The following is a 21,673-nucleotide window of genomic DNA, read 5'->3' as shown; positions in this document are numbered from 1 at the left end:
CAGGCAGGACGGGCAAGGTGGACATAGTGATCAAGTCGGAAGCCGGCACCGCACGTACCTCTCCGGCCTCGCCGCTCACCGAGCGGCAGGAGGCACGCCGGCGCCGCATCCTGCACGCGACCGCGCAACTGGCCAGCCGGGGCGGGTTCGACGCGGTGCAGATGCGGGAGGTGGCGGAGTCCTCCCAGGTGGCCCTCGGCACCCTGTACCGCTACTTCCCGTCCAAGATCCATCTGCTGGTGGCCACCATGCAGGACCAGCTGGAGCACATGCACGGCACGCTGCGGAAGAAGCCGCCGGCCGGTGAGACGGCGGCCGAGCGGGTGGCGGAGACGCTGATGCGGGCGTTCCGGGCGCTGCAGCGCGAGCCGCATCTGGCGGATGCGATGGTGCGCGCGCTGACCTTCGCCGACCGCAGTGTGAGCCCGGAGGTCGACCAGGTCTCCCGGCAGACCACGGCGATCATCCTGGACGCGATGGGCCTGGAGGAGGACCCCACGCCCGACCAGCTGTCCGCGGTCCGCGTGATCGAGCACACCTGGCACTCGGCGCTGATCACCTGGCTGTCGGGGCGTGCCTCCATTGCCCAGGTCAAGATCGACATCGAGACGGTGTGCCGCCTGATCGACCTGCCGGACGAGCGACGGTAGCGGGCGCCGGGCGGCGGCCGGACGGTACGCAGCCCGACGGCGCACGGGCGGCGCGTGGGCGGCGGCCCCGACGGCGCACAGACGGACGGCACGCAACCGAACGGCGCGTGGGCGCCCGCGAGGGAACGGCCCGCAGTCGGACGACCCGCGGGCGGCGGCCAAACGAGCGCTGGCTCGCCTACATGGCCGACCGGCTCGCCGCCGCCGGCGCCCCCGAGAGCCATCTGGCGCCGCTGCGCGCGGCCCTGGCCCGCGGCACCCTCCCCGCCCTCTCCCCCGCGCTCCCCGACCGCGAGATCGTCCCCGGCGAACTGCTCGACCTGCCGGGCCGCCGGCTGCGCGCCGTGTGGACGCCGGGCCACACCCCCGGTCACGTCTGCCTGCACCTGGAGGAGGAGCACCCGGCCCGGCTCCCGGGCAACGGCCGCCTCTTCTCCGGCGACCATCTGCTGCCCGGCATCACCCCGCACATCGGCCTCTACGAGGACCCCGACGACACCACCCCGACCGATCCCCTCGGCGACTACCTCGACTCCCTGGAACGCGTCTCCCGTCTCACCCCCGCCGAGATCCTCCCCGCCCACCAGTACCCCTTCACCGACGCCCCCGCCCGCGTCGCCGCCCTGCTCGCCCACCACGCCAGCCGCCTCACCGGCCTGCTGGCCCTGCTCGCCACCCCGCTCACCCCCTGGCAGCTGGCGGAGCGCATGACCTGGAACCGCCCCTGGGACGACATCCCGCACCCCTCCCGCACCATCGCCGTCGCGGAGGCCGAGTCCCATCTGCGCCACCTGGTGATGCTCGGCCGGGCGGAGGCGGTCCCGGGCAGCGGCCCGGTGACCTACGCGGCGGTATGACCTGGAATGCCGGGAGTTGGCGACATTGGCCCGAGTGTGTGTGGGACGAGCCGCGTGACCCGGACCGCGCGAGACGAGCCGTGTGACCCGGACCGCACGGGATCGTGAGGTGAGCCACCCCACCCGGCCCCCTGACCACGTGCGGGTAAAGTGGCGGCGTCGCTTCACGCCGTACGGGGGGAAGCCGGTGCGATTCCGGCGCTGACCCGCAACCGTGATCCGTCCCCGGAGGACGGTCAGCCGGAATGCCCCGCACGGATCGTGACCGGCTCTCGTGCCCGGCAGTCCGCCGGAGCACGGCACCGTCGAGGTATACGGGGCCGAGCCGCCGGGGTCTCCCCTGCCGCCCGCCCCCTGCACCGGCATCAAGGGAGAGAGGCACCCGCCGATCATGAACGTCCGCCGCTGCGCCGCGGTCCTGGCCGCCGTCGCCGTGATCGGCGCCGCCACCCCGGCCGCCGCCGACTCGTCCCCGTCCCCCGAGCCGTCCAAGGCCCTCCCCGCCGCCCTGTACGGCGACGGCGACCCGCAGTACGACGGGGTCTGGCGCCAGTCGCTGGCGCTGCTCGCCCAGGACGCGGCCGGCGTGAAACCGCCGAAGGCGGCCGTGGACTGGCTGACCGGCCAGCAGTGCGCCGACGGCTCCTTCGCCCCGTACCGCGCCGACACCTCGCGCGCCTGCGACGCCAAGACCCCCGTCGACACCAACCAGACGGCCGCCGCCGTCCAGGCCCTGGCCGCGCTCGGCGGGCACGACAAGGCGACCGGCAAGGCCGTCGACTGGCTGAAGTCCATACAGAACAAGGACGGCGGCTGGGGCTACACCGCGGGCGGCCCGAGCGACGCCAACTCCACCTCCGTCGTCATCGGTGCGCTCGCCGCCACGGGCGAGAAGCCGGCCGAGGTGACGAAGGGCGGCAAGTCCCCCTACGACGCCCTGCTGAAGCTGGCGCTGCCCTGCGAGGGCGACGGGGCGGGCGCGTTCGCCTTCCAGCCGGACAAGAAGGGCAAGCTGATCGCCAACGCCGACGCCACGGCGGCGGGCGTGCTCGGCCTGCTCGGCAAGGGCCTGGTGGTCGAGCCCGCGAAGAAGGGCACTCCTGAGCCCGCCTGCGAGAAGGCCGGCGGTCCCGAGCAGGCCGCGGTGAACGGCGGGGCGTACCTGAAGGACGAGCTGGCCAAGGACGGCCATCTGGTCTCCTCGCTGGGCGGCTCCGAGCAGCCCGACCACGGCAACACCGCGGACGCGGTGGTCGCCCTCGCCGCGCTGGGCGCGATGGAGCCGGCGAAGAAGTCCCTGGCCTGGCTGGAGAAGAACGCCGCCGGCTGGGCGGCGCAGAGCGGCCCCGCCGCCTACGCCCAGCTGATCCTCGCCGCCCACGCCACCGGCGCCGACCCGCGCGCCTTCGGCGGGACGGACCTGGTGAAGAAGCTGGCCGCGACCGGCCCCGCCGCCGAGAAGGAGAACGAGAAGGGGAAGCAGAAGGCCGCCGCCTCCGACGCGGAATCCGGCTCGGACTCCGGCTTCGGCGTCTGGTGGTACGTCGGCGTGTGCCTGGTCGCCGTTGTCGGCATCGGCTTCCTGTTCAGCGGCCGCAGGAAGAGGCAGCAGCCGTGATCCGCAGAACGCTCGTGCTGTTCCTGGCCGCGCTTCTCCTGCCGGTGCTGGCGGGAGCCGGTCAGGCGCAGGCCGCCGGGTACCGCTACTGGTCGTTCTGGGAGCGCGAGGGCGAGCAGTGGACGTACGCCACCCAGGGCCCGTCCACCGCCCGCCCCTACGACGGCGATGTCCAGGGCTTCCGCTTCTCCGTCAGCGAGGACTCCGGCGACGCGGCGAAGCCGCGCGGCACCGCCGACTTCGGCACCATCTGCGCCAAGACCCCGCCGAAGGACGGCACCAAGCGCGTGGCCCTGGTCCTCGACTTCGGCACGCGGGCCGACGCCCCGTCGGGCGAGCGTCCGCCCGCCAACCGCACGGCCTGCGCCCGGGTCCCCGAGGACGCGACGACCTCCGACGCGCTGGCGGCCGTCGCCGAACCCCTGCGCTACGACGCCAAGGCGATGCTGTGCGCGATCGCCGGCTACCCGGCGAAGGGCTGCGGGGAGCAGGTGTCCGGCAAGGCTCCGGACAACGCCACGGCGGACGAGGAGCTTGCCCGGGAGCAGTCCCCGGAGCAGTCCGGGGAGAAGGAGAAGTCCGCCTCGGACGGCGGGCCTTCGCTGGGGCTGATCGGCGGCGCCGCGGTCGTGGTGCTGCTGGCCGGTGCCGCCCTCTGGCAGGCCCGACGCAGGCATGGCCGATAGCACGCCCCGCGGCGGGCCCTCGCCCCTCGCCGGACGCCGCGAGGGCCTCCGGGGCACCTCCGCGAGCGGCGAGCCGGTCAAGTCCCCCGGTGAGAGCGCGGGGACCGGTCCGGCGCGGGCGGAGGCGGGGACCGGCCCGGCGCAAGCGGACACAGGGACGGCCCCGGCACGGGCGGACGCGGAGACGGGCCCGGCGCAGGCGGACACAGGGACCGGCCCGGCACAGGCCGACACAGAGACCGACCCGGCACAGGCCGACACAGAGACGGGCCCGGCGCAGGCGGACACAGGGACCGGCCCGGCACAGGCCGACACAGAGACCGACCCGGCACAGGCCGACACAGAGACGGGCCCGGCACAGGCGGACACAGAGACGGGCCCGGCACAGGCCGACACAGAGACCGACCCGGCACAGGCCGACACAGAGACCGGCCCGGCACAGGCCGACACAGAGACCGGCCCGGCACAGGCCAACGCGGGGATGAGCCCGGCGCGGGCGGGCACGCCCGCAGCCTGCCGCGGCCGGCCGGACGCGCTGCACCCCGGCGCCTGGTGGCTGTGGTCGCTGGCCCTCGGCACCGCGGCCACCCGCACCACCAACCCGCTCCTGCTGGGCCTCCTCATCGCCGTCTCCGCGTACGTCGTGGCCACCCGCCGCCCCGACGCGCCCTGGGCCCGCTCCTACGGGGTGTTCGTCAAGCTGGCGCTCGCCGTCCTCCTCGTCCGCCTCGTGTTCGCGACCGTCCTCGGCTCGCCGATCCCCGGCACGCATGTGATCCTCGCCCTGCCCGAAGTCCCGCTGCCCGACTGGGCGCAGGGCATCCGCCTCGGCGGCAAGGTCACCGCCGAGGCGCTCACCTTCGCGCTCTACGACGGCCTCCGGCTCGCCGCCCTGCTGGTCTGCGTGGGCGCCGCGAACTCCCTGGCGAACCCCTCCCGGCTGCTGAAGTCCCTGCCCGGCGCGCTCTACGAGATGGGCGTGGCCGTGGTCGTGGCGCTCACCTTCGCGCCGCATCTCATCGCCGACGTCCAGCGGCTGCGCGCCGCCCGACGCCTGCGGGGCCGCCCGGACAAGGGACTTCGGGGCCTGGCGCAGGTGGCCCTGCCCGTGCTGGAGGGCGCGCTGGAACGCTCCGTGGCGCTCGCCGCCGCCATGGACGCCCGCGGCTACGGCCGCACCGCGCAGGTCCCGCCGGCAGTCCGCCGGACCACCGCCGCCCTCACCCTCGGCGGTCTGCTCGGCGTCTGCGCGGGGACGTACGGTCTGCTCTCCGCGGCGGGCGCCGGCTACGGCGTGCCCCTGCTGCTCGGCGGACTCGCCGCCGCGCTGGCGGGGCTGAGGCTGGGCGGCCGACGCTCGCTGCGCACCCGGTACCGCCCGGACCGCTGGGACGCGCGCGCCTGGCTGGTCGCCGCCTCCGGCGCCGCCGTCGCGGCCGTGACGGCGCTGGCCGCCGTCCGCGATCCGGCTGCCCTGCACCCCGGTGTGGTCCCGCTGGTCGCCCCGACGCTTCCGCTGTGGCCGGCGGCGGCCGTGCTGATCGGCCTGCTGCCCGCCTTCATCGCCCCCGCACCTCACCAGGACAGCCGCGAGGAGCCGTCGTGATCCGCTTCGAGAACGTGTCGGTGACCTACGACGGGGCGGACGAACCCACCGTCCGGGGCGTCGACTTCGAGGTCCCCGAGGGGGAACTCGTACTGCTGGCCGGGCCGTCCGGCGTCGGCAAGTCGACCGTGCTGGGCGCGGTCAGCGGCCTGGTCCCGCACTTCACCGGCGGCACCCTGCACGGCAGGGTCACCGTCGCCGGCCGTGACACCCGCACCCACAAGCCGCGCGAACTCGCCGACGTGGTCGGCACGGTGGGCCAGGACCCGCTCTCCCACTTCGTCACGGACACCGTGGAGGACGAACTCGCCTACGGCATGGAGTCGCTGGGCCTGCCGCCCGACGTGATGCGGCGCCGGGTCGAGGAGACCCTGGACCTGCTGGGCCTGGCCGGGCTGCGCGACCGTCCCCTCGCCACGCTCTCCGGCGGCCAGCAGCAGCGCGTCGCCATCGGCTCGGTCCTCACCCCGCACCCCCGGGTGCTGGTGCTCGACGAGCCGACCTCCGCCCTCGACCCGGCCGCGGCCGAGGAGGTCCTCGCCGTCCTGCAGCGCCTGGTCCACGACCTCGGTACGACGGTCCTCATGGCCGAGCACCGGCTGGAGCGGGTGATCCAGTACGCCGACCAGGTCGTCCTGCTGCCCGCTCCGGGCGAGCCGCCGCTGCTGGGCACGCCGCAGGAGGTGATGGCGGTCTCCCCCGTCTGCCCTCCGGTGGTGGAGCTCGGCCGCCTTGCCGGCTGGTCCCCGCTGCCGCTGACGGTCCGCGACGCCCGCCGCCGAGCGGCCCCGCTCCGCGAACGCCTCGCCGGCCGGCAGCAGCCGCCGCGCGAGACCGCCCCGCAGACGCCGGCGCCCTCCGCCCGCCGGGGCCTGTTCCGCCGCGGCACCCCCGGGTCACGGACCGGCGCCCGCGCATCCGGATCACCCGTCGCCGAGGTGTGCTCGCTCGACGTCCGCCGGGGTCGCGTGCAGGCCCTGCGCCACATCGACCTCACCGTCGCACCCGGCGAGACCGTCGCCCTGATGGGCCGCAACGGCGCCGGGAAGTCGACCCTGCTGAGCGCGCTGGTGGGGCTGGTCGCCCCGTCCGCCGGCTCGGTCCGCACCGCGGGCGCCGTCCCGCACCAGACCCGCCCGCGCGATCTGGTGCGCCGCGTCGGCCTGGTCCCGCAGGAGCCGCGCGATCTGCTGTACTCCGACACGGTGGCCGCCGAGTGCGCCGCCGCCGACCGGGACGCGGACGCGGAGCCCGGCACCTGCCGGGCGCTGCTGTCCGAGCTGCTGCCGGGGATCGACGACGCCACCCACCCACGGGACCTCTCCGAGGGCCAGCGCCTGACCCTCGCCCTCGCGGTGGTCCTCACCGCCCGCCCTCCGCTGCTCCTGCTGGACGAGCCGACCCGCGGCCTCGACTACGCGGCCAAGGCCCGCCTGGTCACGCTCCTGCGCGGACTGGCCACGGAGGGTCACGCCATCGTGCTGGCCACCCATGACGTGGAGCTGGCCGCGGAACTCGCCGACCGGGTCGTGCTGATCGCCGAGGGCGAGGTGATCGCGGACGGCCCGGCGGCGGAGGTGGTCACCGCGTCACCGTCGTTCGCCCCGCAGGTCGCCAAGATCCTCGCCCCGCAGTGCTGGCTCACGGTGGGCCAGGTACGCAAGGCGCTGGCACGGGAGGCCCTTCGATGACCGTCCGGCAGGCCCGGGCCGTCCGTCTCGGCCCGCGCTCGCTCGCCGCCCTCGCCCTGGTGAGCGCGGTGGGCGTGGTCGCCTTCGGCTGGCCGTTCCTCGCGCCGCCCGCCTCCGCGCTGACCGCGCACGCGCAGGACGCGCCCTGGCTCTTCGCGGGCCTGCTGGTGCTGCTGGTCGCGGTGGTGGCGGCGACGATCTCCGAGTCGGGTCTCGGCCCGAAGGCGGTGGCGATGCTCGGCGTGCTGGCCGCGACGGGAGCCGCGCTGCGGCCGATCGGAGCGGGCACGGCCGGCCTGGAGCCGATGTTCTTCCTCATGGTGCTCAGCGGCCGGGTCCTCGGGCCTGGCTTCGGCTTCGTCCTCGGCGCGATCACCATGTTCGCCTCCGCGCTGCTCACCGGCGGGGTGGGGCCCTGGCTGCCGTTCCAGATGCTGGCGATGGGCTGGTTCACCATGGGCGCCGGCCTGCTGCCGGGCCCGGACCGCCTGCGCGGGCGCCCCGAGCTGTGGCTGCTCGCTGCGTACGGCTTCCTGGCGGCCTTCGCCTACGGCACGGTGATGAACATGGCGGGCTGGCCCTTCATGTCGGCGCTGGCCTCGGGCATCGCCTTCGACCCGGACGCCTCGCCGGCCGGCAATCTGGCCCGCTTCACCGCCTACTGCCTGGCGACCTCCCTCGGCTGGGACCTCGGCCGGGCCGTGATCACAGTCGTGCTGACCCTGATGCTCGGCAGACCCGTACTGAAGGCACTACGCAGAGCCACCCGGCGGGCCGCGTTCGAGGCCCCCGTCACATTCCGGGACCCCGCCGAGGTGAAGCACCCCACATGACGTGGGTCACCTACGAGGCAGGGCCGTAGCCGCGATCCCCGCCCGGGAGCGGCCTACCGCCCCCATCCCGGCCCACATGCGACGCACGCTAGTAAAAGCGACCTTTGCGGACACATCCGCCCGTCTGCTTCTGTGGACGACGTCGCCAGGCGCCGCTGTGCCCACCAGGGCCACGGCGCCGCCCCATGCCCCCGCCGCAGCGGCAACTCCCGTACGGCAACGGCAGAAAGCGACTGTCATGCTCCCGACCGAAAGGCCGCCTGTGTCCGCCGCTTCCTTCCTCCGTACGATCTCCGCCCCCAAGAAGGCTCTGGCCGGTACCGCCCTGGCCGCCGTCACCTGCGGCACCCTGATCGCCGCCGCTCCCGCCCAGGCCGCCGGCTCCGGCTCGGCCCAGGCGACCGCCAAGAAGATGATCGGCAACTCGGCGCAGTTCCAGTGCTTTTCGAAGATCGTCGAGCACGAGAGCGGCTGGAACCCGACCGCCACCAACGCCTCCAGCGGTGCGTACGGGCTGGTTCAGGCGCTGCCGGCCTCGAAGATGGCCTCGGCCGGCTCGGACTGGAAGACCAACCCCGCCACGCAGATCAAGTGGGGTCTGAACTACATGAACGAGCGCTACGGCAGCCCGTGCGAGGCGTGGGAGTTCTGGCAGGCCAACAACTGGTACTGAGCCACTCCCAGCACCCCCTGATACCGAAGGCGGCGCCCCCCAGATCCCCGGGGGCGCCGCCTTCGCCATGCCACCGCCCTTCGGGGGACCCGGTTCCGGCGTGTGCTGTCGTGGGCCAGGTGAGGAAGGATCACGTGCGTGATGGCGTTGCGCGTGGTCTCGTTGCCCGCGACCGCCAGCAGCAGCACGAAGAAGCCGAACTCGTCGCTGCTGAGGTTCCCCTCGTCCTCGGCCGCCACCAGCCGGGTGACGATGTCCCGCGCCGGGCACCGTTTCCGCTCGGCGGCCATGTTCATCGCGTAGGCGATGATCTCCGCGGCCGACTCCGCGCCGACCTCGGCGGTGATGGCGTACTCCGGATCGTCGTAGGCGACCATCTTGTTGGACCAGTCGAAGGTCTTGCCCCGGTCCTCCTGCGGCACGCCGATCAGCTCCGCGATCGCCTGCAGCGGCAGCTCGCAGGCGACCTCGGTGACGAAGTCGAACGGCCCCGGGTGCGCCCCCGCCGCCGCCACGATCGCCTCCGCCCGCGCCCGCAGCCGCTCCTCCAGCGCCCGGATCGCCCGCGGTGTGAACCCGCGCTGCACGATCTGCCGCACCCGGGTGTGCTCCGGCGGGTCCATGTTGAGCATGATCAGGCGCTGGGCGTCGATCGCGTCCCGGTCGATGTCCTGGTTGAAGCGGATGATCGCCGTGTTCAGGTACGAGGAGAACAACTCGGGATGCGTGGACACGTACTTGACGTCGGCGTGCCGGGTCACCGCCCAGTACCCTGCGTCGCCGTAGCCGGCCGTGCCGGGCGGCTGGGGGATCCAGCACACCGGCTCGGTCCGGCGCAGCTCGGCGAACTCGGGCAGGGGCACACGGCGGTGCAGTACGTCGGGGTCGGTGAAGTCGAATCCGTCGGGCAGCGCTGGGCAGGGCATGGGACGTCACTCCAGCAGCGTCGGGGGGCCGGCAGACGGTGGTCGGTGCGGTCGGTGACGGTTCATCAGATGCGGAGTCGGGAGGAACCGTAGTAACGAGTTCTACAACCCGCAAGACGGAAAGCCCGCCCAATTGCGGGCACTTTTCCTCGCGGATCGCGGCCTCAGCGACTGCACGACCCTTGCGGCGCCGCCCTCCCACTCAGCAGACTGCCAACAGAACTAGAACGCGTACTAGTTCCGGGTACGAGTTGCGGAGAGGACCCCCCATGGCCGCGGAACCCGTGATCGTCGAAGCCGTACGCACCCCCATCGGCCGGCGCGGCGGCGCGCTCGCCAACCTCCACCCCGCCTACCTCCTGGGCGAGACCTACCGCGAACTCCTGGGCCGCACCGGCATCCCCGCCGACTGCGTGGAGCAGATCGTCGGCGGCACGGTCACCCACGCGGGAGAGCAGTCCATGAATCCGGCGCGCACGGCCTGGCTGACCATGGGGCTGCCCTACGAGACGGCGGCGACCACGGTCGACGCGCAGTGCGGTTCCTCGCAGCAGGCGGCCCACATGACCGCGAACATGATCGCGGCCGGGGTGATCGACGTGGGCATCTCCTGCGGCGTGGAGTCGATGTCGCGGGTGCCGCTGGGGTCGGCGTCCAAGCACGGTCCGGGCCGGCCCTTCCCCGACGAGTGGAACGTCGACCTGCCCAACCAGTTCGAGGCGGCGGAGCGCATCGCACGCCACCGGGGCCTGACCCGTGAGCACGTGGACCGGCTGGGCCTGCTCTCCCAGGAGCGGGCGGCAGCCGCCTGGGCGGAGGAACGCTTCAAGCGCGAGACCTTCGCCGTCCAGGTCCCGACGACGGAGGAGGAGCAGCACGCCGGTCAGGGCATGTGGCGCCTGGTGGACCGGGACGAGGGCCTGCGCGACACGTCCATGGAGGCGCTGGCCCGCCTGAAGCCGGTGATGCCGACGGCCGTGCACACGGCGGGCAACTCCTCCCAGATATCGGACGGGGCGGCGGCGATCCTGTGGGCGTCCAAGCGTATGGCGCGCGCCCTGAAGCTGAAGCCGAGGGCGCGGATCGTCGCCCAGGCCCTGGTCGGTGCGAACCCCCACTTCCACCTCGACGGCCCGGTCGACGCGACGCACGCGGTGCTGGGCCGCGCCGGGATGACGCTCCGCGACATCGACCTGGTGGAGATCAACGAGGCCTTCGCCTCGGTGGTGCTGAGCTGGGCTCAGGTCTTCGACCAGGACTTGGAGAAGGTCAACGTCAACGGCGGCGCCATCGCCCTCGGCCACCCCGTCGGGGCGACCGGCGCCCGCCTGATCACCACGGCCCTGCACGAACTGGAGCGCACCGACAAGGAGTTCGCCCTCATCACCATGTGCGCAGGCGGCGCCCTGGCCACGGGGACGATCATCCAGCGGTTGTAGGACTGTCGGTCCGAGGCCTGTCGGTCCGGGGCCTGTCGGTCCGGGACCTGTGCGTCCGGGCCTGTCCGTCCGGGACCTGCCCGCCCGGGGGACCTGCCCGCCCGGACCTGTCCGTCCGGGACCTGCCCGCCCGGACCTGTCCGTCCGGGACCTGCCCGCCCGGGACTTGTCGTCCGCCGGCCTGCCCTCCGGGTCGGCCCGCGGGCGCGGGGGCCGCCGTCAGCGCGAGGCGCAACCGGCGCCGCACACAGCCGCGGGCGGCTCGTCCCGTCATCCCCCCGGCGCGGCTACCGTCGTCGGCGCCACACTCCGGGGCGGGCCGCACAACCTGTCACCCCCGCACCGCAGGCACCGCACCAACCACCGCACCCGGCCGGGCGGACCGCCGCTCACCCCGTCATAGAGCGCACCGTCGCGTACACGTCGAAGACCGCGAGGGCCAGTGGCACCAGAGTCAGGAGTACGAAGGCCTCGGCGATTTCCAGGAAGCGGCCCCAGAACGGGGTGAGGCCGCTGCGGGAGGCCACCAGGCCGATGGAGGTGATGAGCGCCGCGGCCAGCGCGATGGCGGCGACCAGCCAGATGGTGCGGATGTCCAGATCGGCGCGGTCCCCCGCCAGCGCGTCGCGGATCATGGCGTGCGGCGGGTCGAGCGCCAGGCCGAGCCCGAGCGCGGTGAGCGAGCCGAGCCCCGCGGCCAGCACCGTGGCGACCTGGGCGGTGTAGCGGAAGAGCTGGGCCCGCATCAGCAGGGCGATGCCGGTGGCCAGGGCCAGCAGCCGGCCCCACAGGCCGCCCGAGAAGCTCAGCACCAGGGCCGCGCCGACCGCGAGCAGCGCACAGCCTCCGACCAGGCCGACGAGGAGTTCGTGACCGCGGCGGGCCTGTGCCTCGATGCGCCCGGCGTCCACCGGCTGGTGCGGTTCCGGGTCGTTGCCGTAGGTGCTGCGCGTGGTGGTGTCCGGCGTCTCGAAGCCGATGGGCAGCCGCGCGAAGCGCACCGACAGGCCCGGCAGGAAGGCGAGGGCGCCGATGGCGACGGGGGCGCACGCGGCGGCGATCTCCGCCGGCGACCAGCGCAGCAGCAGCGCCGCCAGGGTGACGGCGAGGGCGGTGCCCGAGGCGGCCGTGCAGGCGACGAAGGGGCCGTCGCCGCGCGGCGAGCACAGGGTGAGGATCACGGAGGCCACCAGCACGGCCGCACAGGCGAGCAGGAACTGCAGCTTGCCGATGCCCTGCCCGGCGGACAGCGACAGCAGGCCGGAGCCCGCCACCCCGACGCTGGGCAGCGCGCCGAGGCCGAGCGCCACGGCGGCGCCCCGGTCGCCGTAGACGCGGGCGCGGACACAGGCGAGGACGACCAGCAGCGCTCCGGCGACGCCGGCGAGGATGCCCGGCAGGCTGTGCATGTCGTGGCGCGGGTCGGCGTTCCAGGCGGTGAACGCGAGCAGCGCCGACAGCACCGCGCCGCCCACGAGGCCCGCGGCGCGGGTGAGGTCGCCGCTCCACAGGGAGCGGTCCCGGGTGACCGCGGAGGCGACCGCCTCGGAGACGTCGTCGAAGACGGCCGGCGGCAGCGACTCCGAGAAGGGGCGCAGGGTGAGCAGTTCACCGTCGAGAATGCGCTGGGCCGCGAACGACCGGGAGCTGTCCAGGACGGCGCCGTCCCGGCGGACCAGGTGGTAGCCGACCGGGGCGCCGTCGGCGGCGGTCTGCCGGGACAGCCGGAGGATCTCCGGCAGCAGGTCGGCGACCGGCACGTCGTCGGGCAGCGCCACGTCGATCCTGGCGTCGGGCGCGACGATGGTGACGCGGCAGAACCCGAGACCGGTGGCCGCCCCGGCCGGAGCCGGCTGCCCCGGAGCGCCGCTGCCCGCCGGACCGCCCGTGCCGCCCGGGCCCCCGGTGCCGGTGGCCGCCGTGGAGGCCGTCATACTCACCTGCTGCTCCCCCTCGATCGCTCGGTTCGTCGGTGTGCGTACCGGTTCTGTGCGCACGCGAACATCCGTCGGGCACCCTACCGTCCGCGGGTGTGTGATGTGATCAGTAGGATCGCGCGGCGGCCCTCGTCCACCTGACACGGGGTGGTGGACGGCGAATTCGGCGGGCCGGCAAGAGGATTGGTGCAGCTGTGAGCCAGATCGTCGTGAAGCGTCCGCCTCGGGCGCTGCCGCCGGACGTGCCCTCGGGCGAGGTCGTCATCCAGCCGCCGCCCGAACTGCCGCGCAATCAGCACGAGAGCGTGCTGATGCAACTGCTCCCGACGCTCGGCATGGGCGGCTCGGTGGTGTTCTTCTTCACCAGCGGGCAGCCCTTCATGCGCATCATGGGCATGGTGATGATCGCCTCGACGATCGCCATGTCGATCGCGATGGTGATCCGCTTCCGCCGCGGCAACCAGGGCCAGCTGGCCGATCTGCGCCGCGACTACCTGAGCTATCTGTCGCAGACCCGCCGCACCGCCCAGCGCACCGCGAAGGCCCAGCGCGACGCCCAGTACTACCTCCACCCCTCGCCGGAGCAGCTGTGGGCGCTGGTCGCCGAGGGCAGCCGGGTATGGGAACGCCGCCCGGCCGACGAGGACTTCGGGCAGGTGCGCATCGGGCTCGGCCCGCAGCCCCTGGCCACGCCCCTGATCGCCCCCGAGACGGGCCCGGTCGACCAGCTGGAGCCGCTCACGGCCGGCGCGATGCAGCGGTTCGTCGCGGTGCACAGCACCCTGGACGACCTGCCGATGGCGGTCTCCCTGCGGGCCTTCTACCACGTCACCCTCGGCGGCGAGCCGGAGTCCGTGCGGTCCTCCGCCCGCGCGATGACCGGTTCGCTGGCCGCGCTGCACTCCCCCGAGGACCTGATCGTCGCGGTCGCCGCGAGCCGGGAGACGCTGCCGCACTGGGAGTGGGCCAAGTGGCTGCCGCATGTGCAGGTGCCGGGCGTCGCGGACGGCGCCGGCTCGCGCCGCCTGATCAGCGGCGACCCCCGTGAGATCGAGGACCTGCTGGCCTCCCGCCTGACCGGCCGCCCCCGCTTCCACCCCAATGCCGCGCCGCTGCCCGAGACTCCGCACATCGTCGTGGTCCTCGACGGGGTGTCCCTGCCGCCCGACTCCCTGCTGGCGAGCCCCGAGGGCCTCCAGGGCGTCACCGTCGTCGAGGTCGTCGAGGGCGACCCGGCCGGCGCCCACGGCGACCTCACCGTCGTCGTGCAGCCGCGCACGGTGCGCCTGGAGTCGGCGCACGGCGCCGTCTACGAGGGGACGCCCGACACCCTGTCGTACGAGTCCGCCGAGGCGCTGGCCAGGCAGCTCGCCCCGCTGCGCATGGCCTCCGGCGGGGACGACGACGAACCGCTGCTGGCGAACCTGGAGTTCACCGACCTGCTGAACCTGGGCGACGCCGCCTCCGTCGACGTCCGCCGTACCTGGCGGCCCCGCTCCCAGGCGGAGCGGCTGCGGGTGCCGATCGGCGTCGGCGAGGACGGCCGCCCGGTGATGCTCGACATCAAGGAGGCCGCCCAGGAGGGCATGGGCCCGCACGGCCTGTGCGTGGGCGCCACCGGCTCCGGCAAGTCCGAGCTGCTGCGCACCCTGGTGCTGGGCCTCGCCGTCACCCACTCCTCCGAGACGCTGAACTTCGTCCTCGCGGACTTCAAGGGCGGCGCCACCTTCGCCGGCATGGCCCAGATGCCGCACGTCGCCGCCGTCATCACCAACCTGGCCGACGACCTCACCCTCGTCGACCGCATGGGCGACTCCATCCGCGGCGAGCTCAACCGCCGCCAGGAGCTGCTGCGCGACGCGGGCAACTACGCCAACATCCACGACTACGAGAAGGCCCGCGCCGCCGGCGCCCCGCTCCAGCCCATCCCCTCCCTGCTCGTCGTCATCGACGAGTTCAGCGAACTGCTGTCGGCGAAGCCGGACTTCATCGACATGTTCGTGCAGATCGGCCGCATCGGCCGCTCGCTGGGCGTGCATCTGCTGCTCGCCTCGCAGCGCCTGGAGGAGGGCCGGCTGCGCGGCCTGGAGACCTACCTGTCGTACCGGATCGGTCTGCGCACCTTCTCCGCCGCCGAGTCCCGGGCGGCCCTCGGCGTGCCCGACGCCTACGAGCTGCCGAACGTGCCCGGCTCGGGCTTCCTGAAGTACGGCACCGACGAGATGGTCCGCTTCAAGGCGGCGTACGTCTCCGGCGTCTACCGCTCCGGCCCGCAGCGCGATCTGTCCGCCGACGGGCGGCTGCCGGTGGACCGGCGTCCGGTGCTGTTCACCGCCGCGGAGGTCCCCGTCCGCTACGCCCCCATCCCGCACCAGCGCACCGCCTCCCCCGCCGGCGCCCCCGGCGCCAGCTCCAGTGACGTGGACGACGCCCTGGCGGACACCGTCCTCGATGTGATCGTGCGCCGGCTGGAGGCCCAGGGCCCGGCGGCCCACCAGGTGTGGCTGCCGCCGCTGGACAGCCCGCCCTCGCTGGACTCGCTGCTGCCCGGCCTGACCGCCGTGGAGGGCCGCGGCCTGACCCCGCCCGACTACGAGGCCGCCGGCCGGCTGGTGGTCCCCGTCGGCATCGTCGACAAGCCCTACGAGCAGCGCCGCGACCCCCTCTGGGTGGACTTCTCCGGCGCCGCCGGCCACATGCAGATCCTCGGCGGCCCCCAGTCCGGCAAGTCCGTCCTGCTGCGCTCACTCATCTGCTCCTTCGCCCTCACCCACACCCCGCACGAGGTGCAGTTCTACGGCCTCGACTTCGGCGGCGGCGGCATGTCCGCGGTCGCCGGGCTGCCGCACGTCGGCGGCATCGCCTCCCGACTGGACCCCGAGAAGGTCCGGCGCACGGTCGCGGAGGTCTACGGCGTCCTCAACCGCCGCGAGGAGTACTTCCGGGCCAACGGCATCTCCTCCATCGCCGAGTACCGCCTCAAGCGGGCCCGCGGCGAGATCTCGGTCACCGACCAGCCCTGGGGCGACGTCTTCCTGGTCATCGACGGCTGGGCCAACTTCCGCACCGAGTACGAGGCGCTCGACCCGGTGATCCTCGACATCGCCGCCCGCGGCCTCGGCTACGGCGTCCACCTGGTGCTGTCGGCGTCCCGCTCGATGGAGGTCCGCTCCGCGCTCAAGGACAACCTGCTCAACCGGCTCGAGCTGCGGCTCGGCGACACCATGGACTCCGAGCTGGACCGCAAGGTGGCCGCCAACGTCCCGACCGGCGTCCCCGGCCGGGGCCAGTCCCCGCAGAAGCTGCACTTCATGGCGGCCGTGCCGCGCATCGACGGCCTCACCTCCGACACGGACCTGGCCGACGCCACCACGGCGCTCGCCGCCGAGGTCTCCCGCCACTGGCACGCCCCCGGCGCCCCCGAGGTCCGCCTGCTGCCGCGCCGCCTCCCGGCCGAGCAGCTCCCGCCGGGCGACCGCTTCCCGAGGCGCGGCATCGCCTTCGCCCTGGACGAGGACAACCTGGAGCCGGTCTTCGTCGACTTCGACCAGGACCCGTTCTTCCTCATCTTCGGCGAGAGCGAGTCCGGCAAGTCCAACCTGCTGCGCCTGCTCATCAAGCAGCTCACCACCCGCTACTCCGGCGACGAGTGCAAACTCTTCGTGGTGGACAACCGCCGCTCCCTGCTGGGCGCGACCCCCGACTCCCACCTCGCCGAGTACATCCCCATGTCCAACGCCATGGAGCACCACATGGTGGCCCTGGCCGACCTGATGAAGCGCCGCACCCCCACCGCCGACGTCACCGCCCAGCAGCTGCGCGAGCGCAGCTGGTGGCAGGGCCCGGCGGTGTACGTGGTCGTCGACGACTACGACCTGGTCGCCACCTCCAGCGGCAACCCGCTCAGCGGCATCACGGAACTCCTCCCGTTCGCCCGCGACGTCGGCGTCCGCTTCATCCTCGCCCGCTCCACCGCCGGCGCCAGCCGGGCCGGCTACGAGGCGTTCCTGCAGCGCATCAAGGAACTCGGCGCCCAGGGCGTGGTCCTGGCGGGCGACCCCACCGAGGGCGACGTCCTCGGCGGCGTCCGCCCCCGCCCGATGCCTCCCGGCCGGGGCGTGTTCGTCTCCCGGCGCCGGGGGCGTCCGCTGGTGCAGACGGGGCTGGTGGAGGAGGAAGACTTCTGATGGCGGGGCAGGGTGTGGTTACTGGCGAGCGCAAGCTCCGCAGCACGGCAGGCAAGCGGCACGGCTGAGTTCGGCTGACGCCGAGGAAGGGCGAAATCCATGGCATGGGACGAGTGGGAGCAGCTGAAGGCTCAGGCCGCCGACCGGCCGCCGGCACACATGCAGTTGAACCAGGCGCCGGCCCAGGGAGGCGGCGGCAAGCCCGATCTGGTCGCACGCCAGGACGACCTCGGCGCCGTGGGGCACGACGCCTTCGTCCTGCACGGCGATCTCGTCAAGAAGGTGGACATCGCGGGCGCCGGCATGAACTCCGACCATGCCGGTTCCACGCATCAGGCGGCGACGGAACTGTCCAGCTCCCACTTCACCATGGGCGACGAACTCATGACGACCCTGTCCGTCTGGGAGAGCCAGGTGAAGGCCGTCCGCCAGGCCTGCGCCCACATCTCCAACCATCTGGACTTCAGCAAGAAGCTGCACGCCGACGACGACGCCCGGATCGCCGCGGTCATCGCGCAGCGCGACGGCACCGAGATGCCGGTCTCGGAGCTCGAGAAGTACTTCAAGTAGCACGGGGGTAGCTCAGGCATGGCCATCACTTACAGGGACCTGATGCAGGTCGACCTCGGCAAGCTGGGCACCGCGGTGTCGGACTGGAAGAAGGCTGTCGCCAACCTCAAGCAGCTCGAGACCGATGCCCGTGACGGCCTGAAGAAGAAGTCCGACCGGGCTCGCTGGGAAGGCGTGAACGCCGGTGTCACCCGGAAGTTCGTGGACAAGACCGTCAAGGAGTTCGCGGACCTCCACACCGAGGCCAACAGCATCTTCCAGGTCCTGGACGACGCCCACCGCGAGCTCGTGGCACTGCAGAAGGGCGTGCGCACCCTCACCGCCGAGGCGAAAGAGAAGGGCTACACCGTCGAGGACAAGGGTGACGGAACGGTGAGCGTGGGCGTCCGTCCCGGTTCGGACGCCGACACCAAGAGCGGCAAGGACGGCAAGGACGACACGAAGGCGGAGCGGCAGCGCTACGCCGACGCCATCACCCGGAAGGTCGCCCACGCCCGCGACATCGACGCCTCCGCCAAGCTGGCGCTCAAGCGGGTGCACGGGACCGACCCGTACAACGCCGGCCACGCGAAGTACGGCTCCCTCAACGACGCCCAGGTCGAGCGCGCCCTCGAACTCGCCAAGAAGCGCGAGAACATGTCCGACCGCGAACTCGCGGAACTCAACCGGCTGCTGCGCTACAACGGGCGGGAGAAGGACGGCGAGTTCGCGACCGAGTTCTTCGAGGGCCTGGGCGGCCCGCGGCAGACGCTCGAGTTCTATGCCGCCCTGTCGATTGACGGCACCGGCGACGACGCCTCCAACACCCGCCTGGCCGGAGTGCAGGACCTGCAGAAGTACATGGGCCACGCCCTGGCCAACGCCACCGATCCCTACACCCCGCAGAGTGTCCGCGGGGACCGGCAGCACCTCCCCTCGTGGTGGGGCGCGGAGTTCCGCAAGCTGGGCACCCAGGAGATCGAGTGGAAGCCCGGCATGTGGAGCAAGCCCTACGGCTACCAGGTCCTGGGCGGCCTGCTCCGCTACGGCAACTACGATCCCGCGTTCCTCACCCCCATCGCGGAGCACGTCACCCAGCTGCACAAGGAGGATCCGCACCGCTTCATCGACAACAGCCCCACCGGCAGCCCCGACCGCTACGGGTTCAACCCGTCCGGAAAACTCGGCAGCGGCAACGAACCCCTGCACAGCGTCCTGGAGGCGCTGGGCCACAGCCCCGAGGCGGCCGAACAGTTCTTCACCGAGAAGCCGACCGCCTACAACGAGGACGGCACGATCAAGTCCGGCGCCAAGACGGACTTCAAGTCCTACCTCGATCTCTTCACCGACAAGGACTTCGAGTGGACGGTCGACCGGAATGCGCACAACATGCTGGTTGACTCCGAAGCGACGGACAAGGCCCGCAACCACGGCCCCAACGCCCTGGGCCACGCTCTCGAGGCCGCCGCGACAGGCCGCCCGTACGACAGTGACGTGGTCGATCCCTCGGTCAAGCACAGCAAGGAACAGGCGAAGCTGGTCCACGACATCGTGGAGAAGTTCGCCAAGAACCCGGACCTGCTCACCCACAACATGAACGGCGACCTGGAGGACGAGAAGACCGGCCCCCTGTACGCCCTCCGGGACAGCCTGGGCAACATCGCAGCCGACTACATGGGCGACTTCCAGCGGTCGATGTACCTGGAGAGCGCCGACAGCAAGACGTTCCCGGTCAACGGCGCGCCGGCCGATCTAGGCTATGGGGATGCGCAGAAGTTCCTCGGCATCGTGGGCCAGGACCCGGATGCGTACAGCGCCATCACCGCATCGCAACAGGCGTACACCACAGAAGTCGTGCATGAGTTCCTGAAGACGGAGGGCAAGAACCTCACTGCGGAGGACGCCTCTCGCGTCGGCGATCTTGTCGCACCGGGTGCTGCGATCGCGGGCATCATGAGCAACTCGCGAGCTGACGCGATCTACGACTATCACACGGCTTCGAACAAGGAATACAACGAAGCGGTCGCCGACAACGCGAAGTGGGTCAACCGGATCGTCGGACTGGGGACGGGTGCCATCCCGGCCCCCTTCTCCGTGGTCGGAACACCCGTCAACTGGCTCGCCGAGGACATTACCGAGAGCGTCGTGGATAGTGTCGCGATGGACACTACGAACGAGGCCGAGCGCGACGCGGGCAAGGAATACTCAAAGGGGCGGGAGGCAGCGGCGCTGGCATCGTCTCAGGCCGTCGCCAGCTTCTTCGAACGCCACCAGGGATTCGATCAGAGAACGATGGACGCCATCGACCGAGCCGTCCGGACAGCAGCCGGCGTGAGCCATTCCGACGGCGCCCAGTGGAATTCGTCAGGAGACGGCACGTGAGAAGGATTACCCGCATGACCCCGTCCCGGAGCACAGCACTCGCAGCACTTCTGTTGTGCACACTTCCGCTCACCGCCTGCACGTCCGCCAAGGAGGGCCCCTCCTACCCCGTACCGGACAACATCTGCGGGATCCCCGCAGACAAGGAGATACTGCGACTCCTACTCCACGACGGCGACGAACTGGAACAGGACACCGGCCACTCCACCCTCGAAGAGGGTCAGATCTGTCACATGTACGTCGACGGGAACGAAGCGGTACTCAGTGACGCCCACTGGCGCAAGAGCGGATACACGCTACGCGACTACTTCGAATTTTCTGACAGAAAGGGAATCCGCTACTTCGGAGGCGGCAAGTACGCCTCCTGGAATTTTGGCGTAGTAACAGTCATCCCGTGCCCCGGAGTCAGTGAAAAGGGCGATGCCGTATCTGTAGCCGTCAATGACCTTCGCTGGAACGAGAAGACCCAACCCCTTCTCGAGAAGCTCGGCCCGCCCTACTTCGAGGCATACAAGAAGAAGCTCGGCTGCCCGTCCTGAAGGAAAGGTCCGGAGAGTCCGCCGCGCGCCCCCAGCTACGGAGAAGCACAGAGTTGCAACTGAAGAAACTGGTCACTGCCACCGTGATCGCGGTGACGGTCACGGCCTGCAGCACGTCGAGCGAAGGGACCGCCTACGCTGTCCCGGACCACATCTGCGGGATACCGGCGGACAAGGAGATCCTCAAAACGCTGCTCGACGAGGGGGACGAGTTGAAACAGGACGACGGAGGCGACGACATCACCGAGGGACAGTTCTGCCACATGTACGTCGACGGGAACGACTCCGTGGTCAGTAACGCCGACTGGGAGGAGAGTGGATTCACACTGCGGGAATTTTTTGAGGATCTCAAGGTGAAGGGAATCCGCTACTTCGGAGACGGCAAGTACGCTTCCTGGACTTTCGGAGTAGTGACAGTCATCCCTTGCCCCGGTGTCAGTGAGAAAGGTGACGCAATCGTCGTTGAGGTCAACGACCTCAGATGGAACAAGAACACCCAGTCACGTCTGGAGAAGCTCGGGCCGCCCTACTTCGAGGCGTACAAGAAGAAGCTTGGATGCCCATCCTGATGCGTCAGGCGACGGCGCCTGAAAGAACCGCACGCATGACCTCCTCCACGAGGAGAGCACTCGCAGCAATCCTGCTCTGCACACTTCCCCTCACCGCCTGCACCTCCGTCAAGGAAGGCCTCTCCTACCCCGTACCGGACAACATCTGCGGGATACCGGCAGACAAGGAAATCCTCCAGGAGTTGCTCGACGACGGCGACAAACTGGAACAGAACACCGGCCACTTCACCTTCGAGGAAGGCCAGATCTGCCACACGTACGTCGACGGGAACGACTCCGTGGTCAGTGAGGGCGACTGGGAGAAGAGCGGATACACACTACGCGACTACTTCGAGTCCTACGACGTGAAGGGAATCCGCTACTTCAAGGGCGGCAAGTACGCCTCCTGGAATTTCGGCGTAGTAACGGTCATCCCATGCCCCGGAGTCAGCGACGAGGGTGAGGTCGTAGCCGTGCAGGGCGATTGCAAAGTCGCGGTGACGTCGTGAGTGTGCAGGTCACGGCGGTGTGACGATATCGGAAGGCCCGCGA

The 21,673-nt window shown here is 71.8% G+C and carries 16 protein-coding genes, 1 pseudogene and 1 riboswitch; of the genes and pseudogenes, 15 read left to right on the top strand and 2 right to left on the bottom strand.

The window, feature by feature from the left end:
• Positions 1-23 precede the first annotated feature (23 nt).
• From ABD198_RS25880 to ABD198_RS25845, 8 genes are all read left to right on the top strand, one after another.
• A complete protein-coding gene (locus ABD198_RS25880; RefSeq protein WP_344006267.1) occupies positions 24-650 on the top strand; it encodes a TetR family transcriptional regulator in 627 nt (208 codons plus the stop codon).
• Positions 539-1,507 (top strand): MBL fold metallo-hydrolase, encoded by a 969-nt coding sequence (locus ABD198_RS25875; protein WP_425580554.1) that lies wholly within the window; start codon positions 539-541, stop codon positions 1,505-1,507. Before ABD198_RS25880 ends, ABD198_RS25875 begins: the two co-directional genes overlap by 112 nt.
• Positions 1,508-1,639: 132 nt before the next feature.
• Positions 1,640-1,778: riboswitch (cobalamin riboswitch) on the top strand.
• Positions 1,779-1,898: 120 nt separating this feature from the next.
• A complete protein-coding gene (locus ABD198_RS25870; RefSeq protein WP_344006247.1) occupies positions 1,899-3,125 on the top strand; it encodes an SCO2321 family membrane protein in 1,227 nt (408 codons plus the stop codon).
• Positions 3,122-3,811, top strand: coding sequence for an SCO2322 family protein (locus ABD198_RS25865; protein WP_344006245.1), 690 nt, complete (start codon positions 3,122-3,124; stop codon positions 3,809-3,811). Before ABD198_RS25870 ends, ABD198_RS25865 begins: the two co-directional genes overlap by 4 nt.
• Before the next feature lie 481 nt (positions 3,812-4,292).
• Entirely contained in the window at positions 4,293-5,417 is a 1,125-nt protein-coding gene (locus ABD198_RS25860; RefSeq protein ID WP_344006243.1) for an energy-coupling factor transporter transmembrane component T, read from the top strand.
• Positions 5,414-7,108, top strand: coding sequence for an ABC transporter ATP-binding protein (locus tag ABD198_RS25855; RefSeq protein ID WP_344006240.1), 1,695 nt, complete (start codon positions 5,414-5,416; stop codon positions 7,106-7,108). Before ABD198_RS25860 ends, ABD198_RS25855 begins: the two co-directional genes overlap by 4 nt.
• The gene (locus ABD198_RS25850; RefSeq protein WP_344006237.1) at positions 7,105-7,941 is read left to right on the top strand and encodes an ECF transporter S component; all 837 of its coding nucleotides are present in this window, start codon (positions 7,105-7,107) and stop codon (positions 7,939-7,941) included. Before ABD198_RS25855 ends, ABD198_RS25850 begins: the two co-directional genes overlap by 4 nt.
• Before the next feature lie 262 nt (positions 7,942-8,203).
• Positions 8,204-8,614, top strand: coding sequence for an aggregation-promoting factor C-terminal-like domain-containing protein (locus ABD198_RS25845; RefSeq protein WP_344006234.1), 411 nt, complete (start codon positions 8,204-8,206; stop codon positions 8,612-8,614).
• A gap of 130 nt (positions 8,615-8,744) precedes the next feature.
• Here ABD198_RS25845 and ABD198_RS25840 read toward each other — a convergent pair.
• A pseudogene (locus tag ABD198_RS25840) lies at positions 8,745-9,540 on the bottom strand (cytochrome P450 family protein); the annotation flags it as partial.
• Positions 9,541-9,809: 269 nt separating this feature from the next.
• Here ABD198_RS25840 and ABD198_RS25835 point away from each other — a divergent pair.
• Positions 9,810-10,979 (top strand): steroid 3-ketoacyl-CoA thiolase, encoded by a 1,170-nt coding sequence (locus ABD198_RS25835; protein ID WP_344006232.1) that lies wholly within the window; start codon positions 9,810-9,812, stop codon positions 10,977-10,979.
• 389 nt (positions 10,980-11,368) lie between these two features.
• Here ABD198_RS25835 and eccD read toward each other — a convergent pair whose 3' ends face one another.
• Positions 11,369-12,913, bottom strand: a complete 1,545-nt coding sequence (eccD, locus tag ABD198_RS25830) for a type VII secretion integral membrane protein EccD (protein ID WP_425580553.1) — start codon at positions 12,911-12,913, stop codon at positions 11,369-11,371.
• A gap of 197 nt (positions 12,914-13,110) precedes the next feature.
• Between eccD and eccCa the strand changes: the two genes are divergently transcribed.
• From eccCa to ABD198_RS25800, 6 genes are all read left to right on the top strand, one after another.
• A complete protein-coding gene (gene eccCa / locus ABD198_RS25825; RefSeq protein ID WP_344006227.1) occupies positions 13,111-17,103 on the top strand; it encodes a type VII secretion protein EccCa in 3,993 nt (1,330 codons plus the stop codon).
• Between the two features lie 99 nt (positions 17,104-17,202).
• Positions 17,203-17,673 carry a hypothetical protein gene (locus tag ABD198_RS25820; protein ID WP_344006225.1) on the top strand — a complete coding sequence of 157 codons (471 nt, stop codon included), beginning with the start codon at positions 17,203-17,205 and terminating at the stop codon, positions 17,671-17,673.
• Positions 17,674-17,691: 18 nt separating this feature from the next.
• On the top strand, positions 17,692-20,034 hold the full coding sequence (locus ABD198_RS25815; RefSeq protein WP_344006223.1) for a DUF6571 family protein: 2,343 nt from the start codon (positions 17,692-17,694) through the stop codon (positions 20,032-20,034).
• A 14-nt stretch (positions 20,035-20,048) separates the two neighbouring features.
• Positions 20,049-20,573: a hypothetical protein gene (locus ABD198_RS25810; RefSeq protein WP_344006221.1), complete on the top strand. Its 525-nt coding sequence runs from the start codon at positions 20,049-20,051 to the stop codon at positions 20,571-20,573.
• Positions 20,574-20,626: 53 nt separating this feature from the next.
• Positions 20,627-21,142, top strand: a complete 516-nt coding sequence (locus tag ABD198_RS25805) for a hypothetical protein (protein WP_344006219.1) — start codon at positions 20,627-20,629, stop codon at positions 21,140-21,142.
• 35 nt (positions 21,143-21,177) lie between these two features.
• Positions 21,178-21,630 carry a hypothetical protein gene (locus ABD198_RS25800; protein ID WP_344006217.1) on the top strand — a complete coding sequence of 151 codons (453 nt, stop codon included), beginning with the start codon at positions 21,178-21,180 and terminating at the stop codon, positions 21,628-21,630.
• Positions 21,631-21,673: the final 43 nt, after the last annotated feature.

It is taken from the genome of Streptomyces thermocarboxydovorans (assembly GCF_039524635.1).
GTDB lineage: Bacteria > Actinomycetota > Actinomycetes > Streptomycetales > Streptomycetaceae > Streptomyces > Streptomyces thermocarboxydovorans.
Note: the sequence above shows the minus strand (reverse complement) of the source record. Positions and strands in the feature narration are given on the sequence as shown.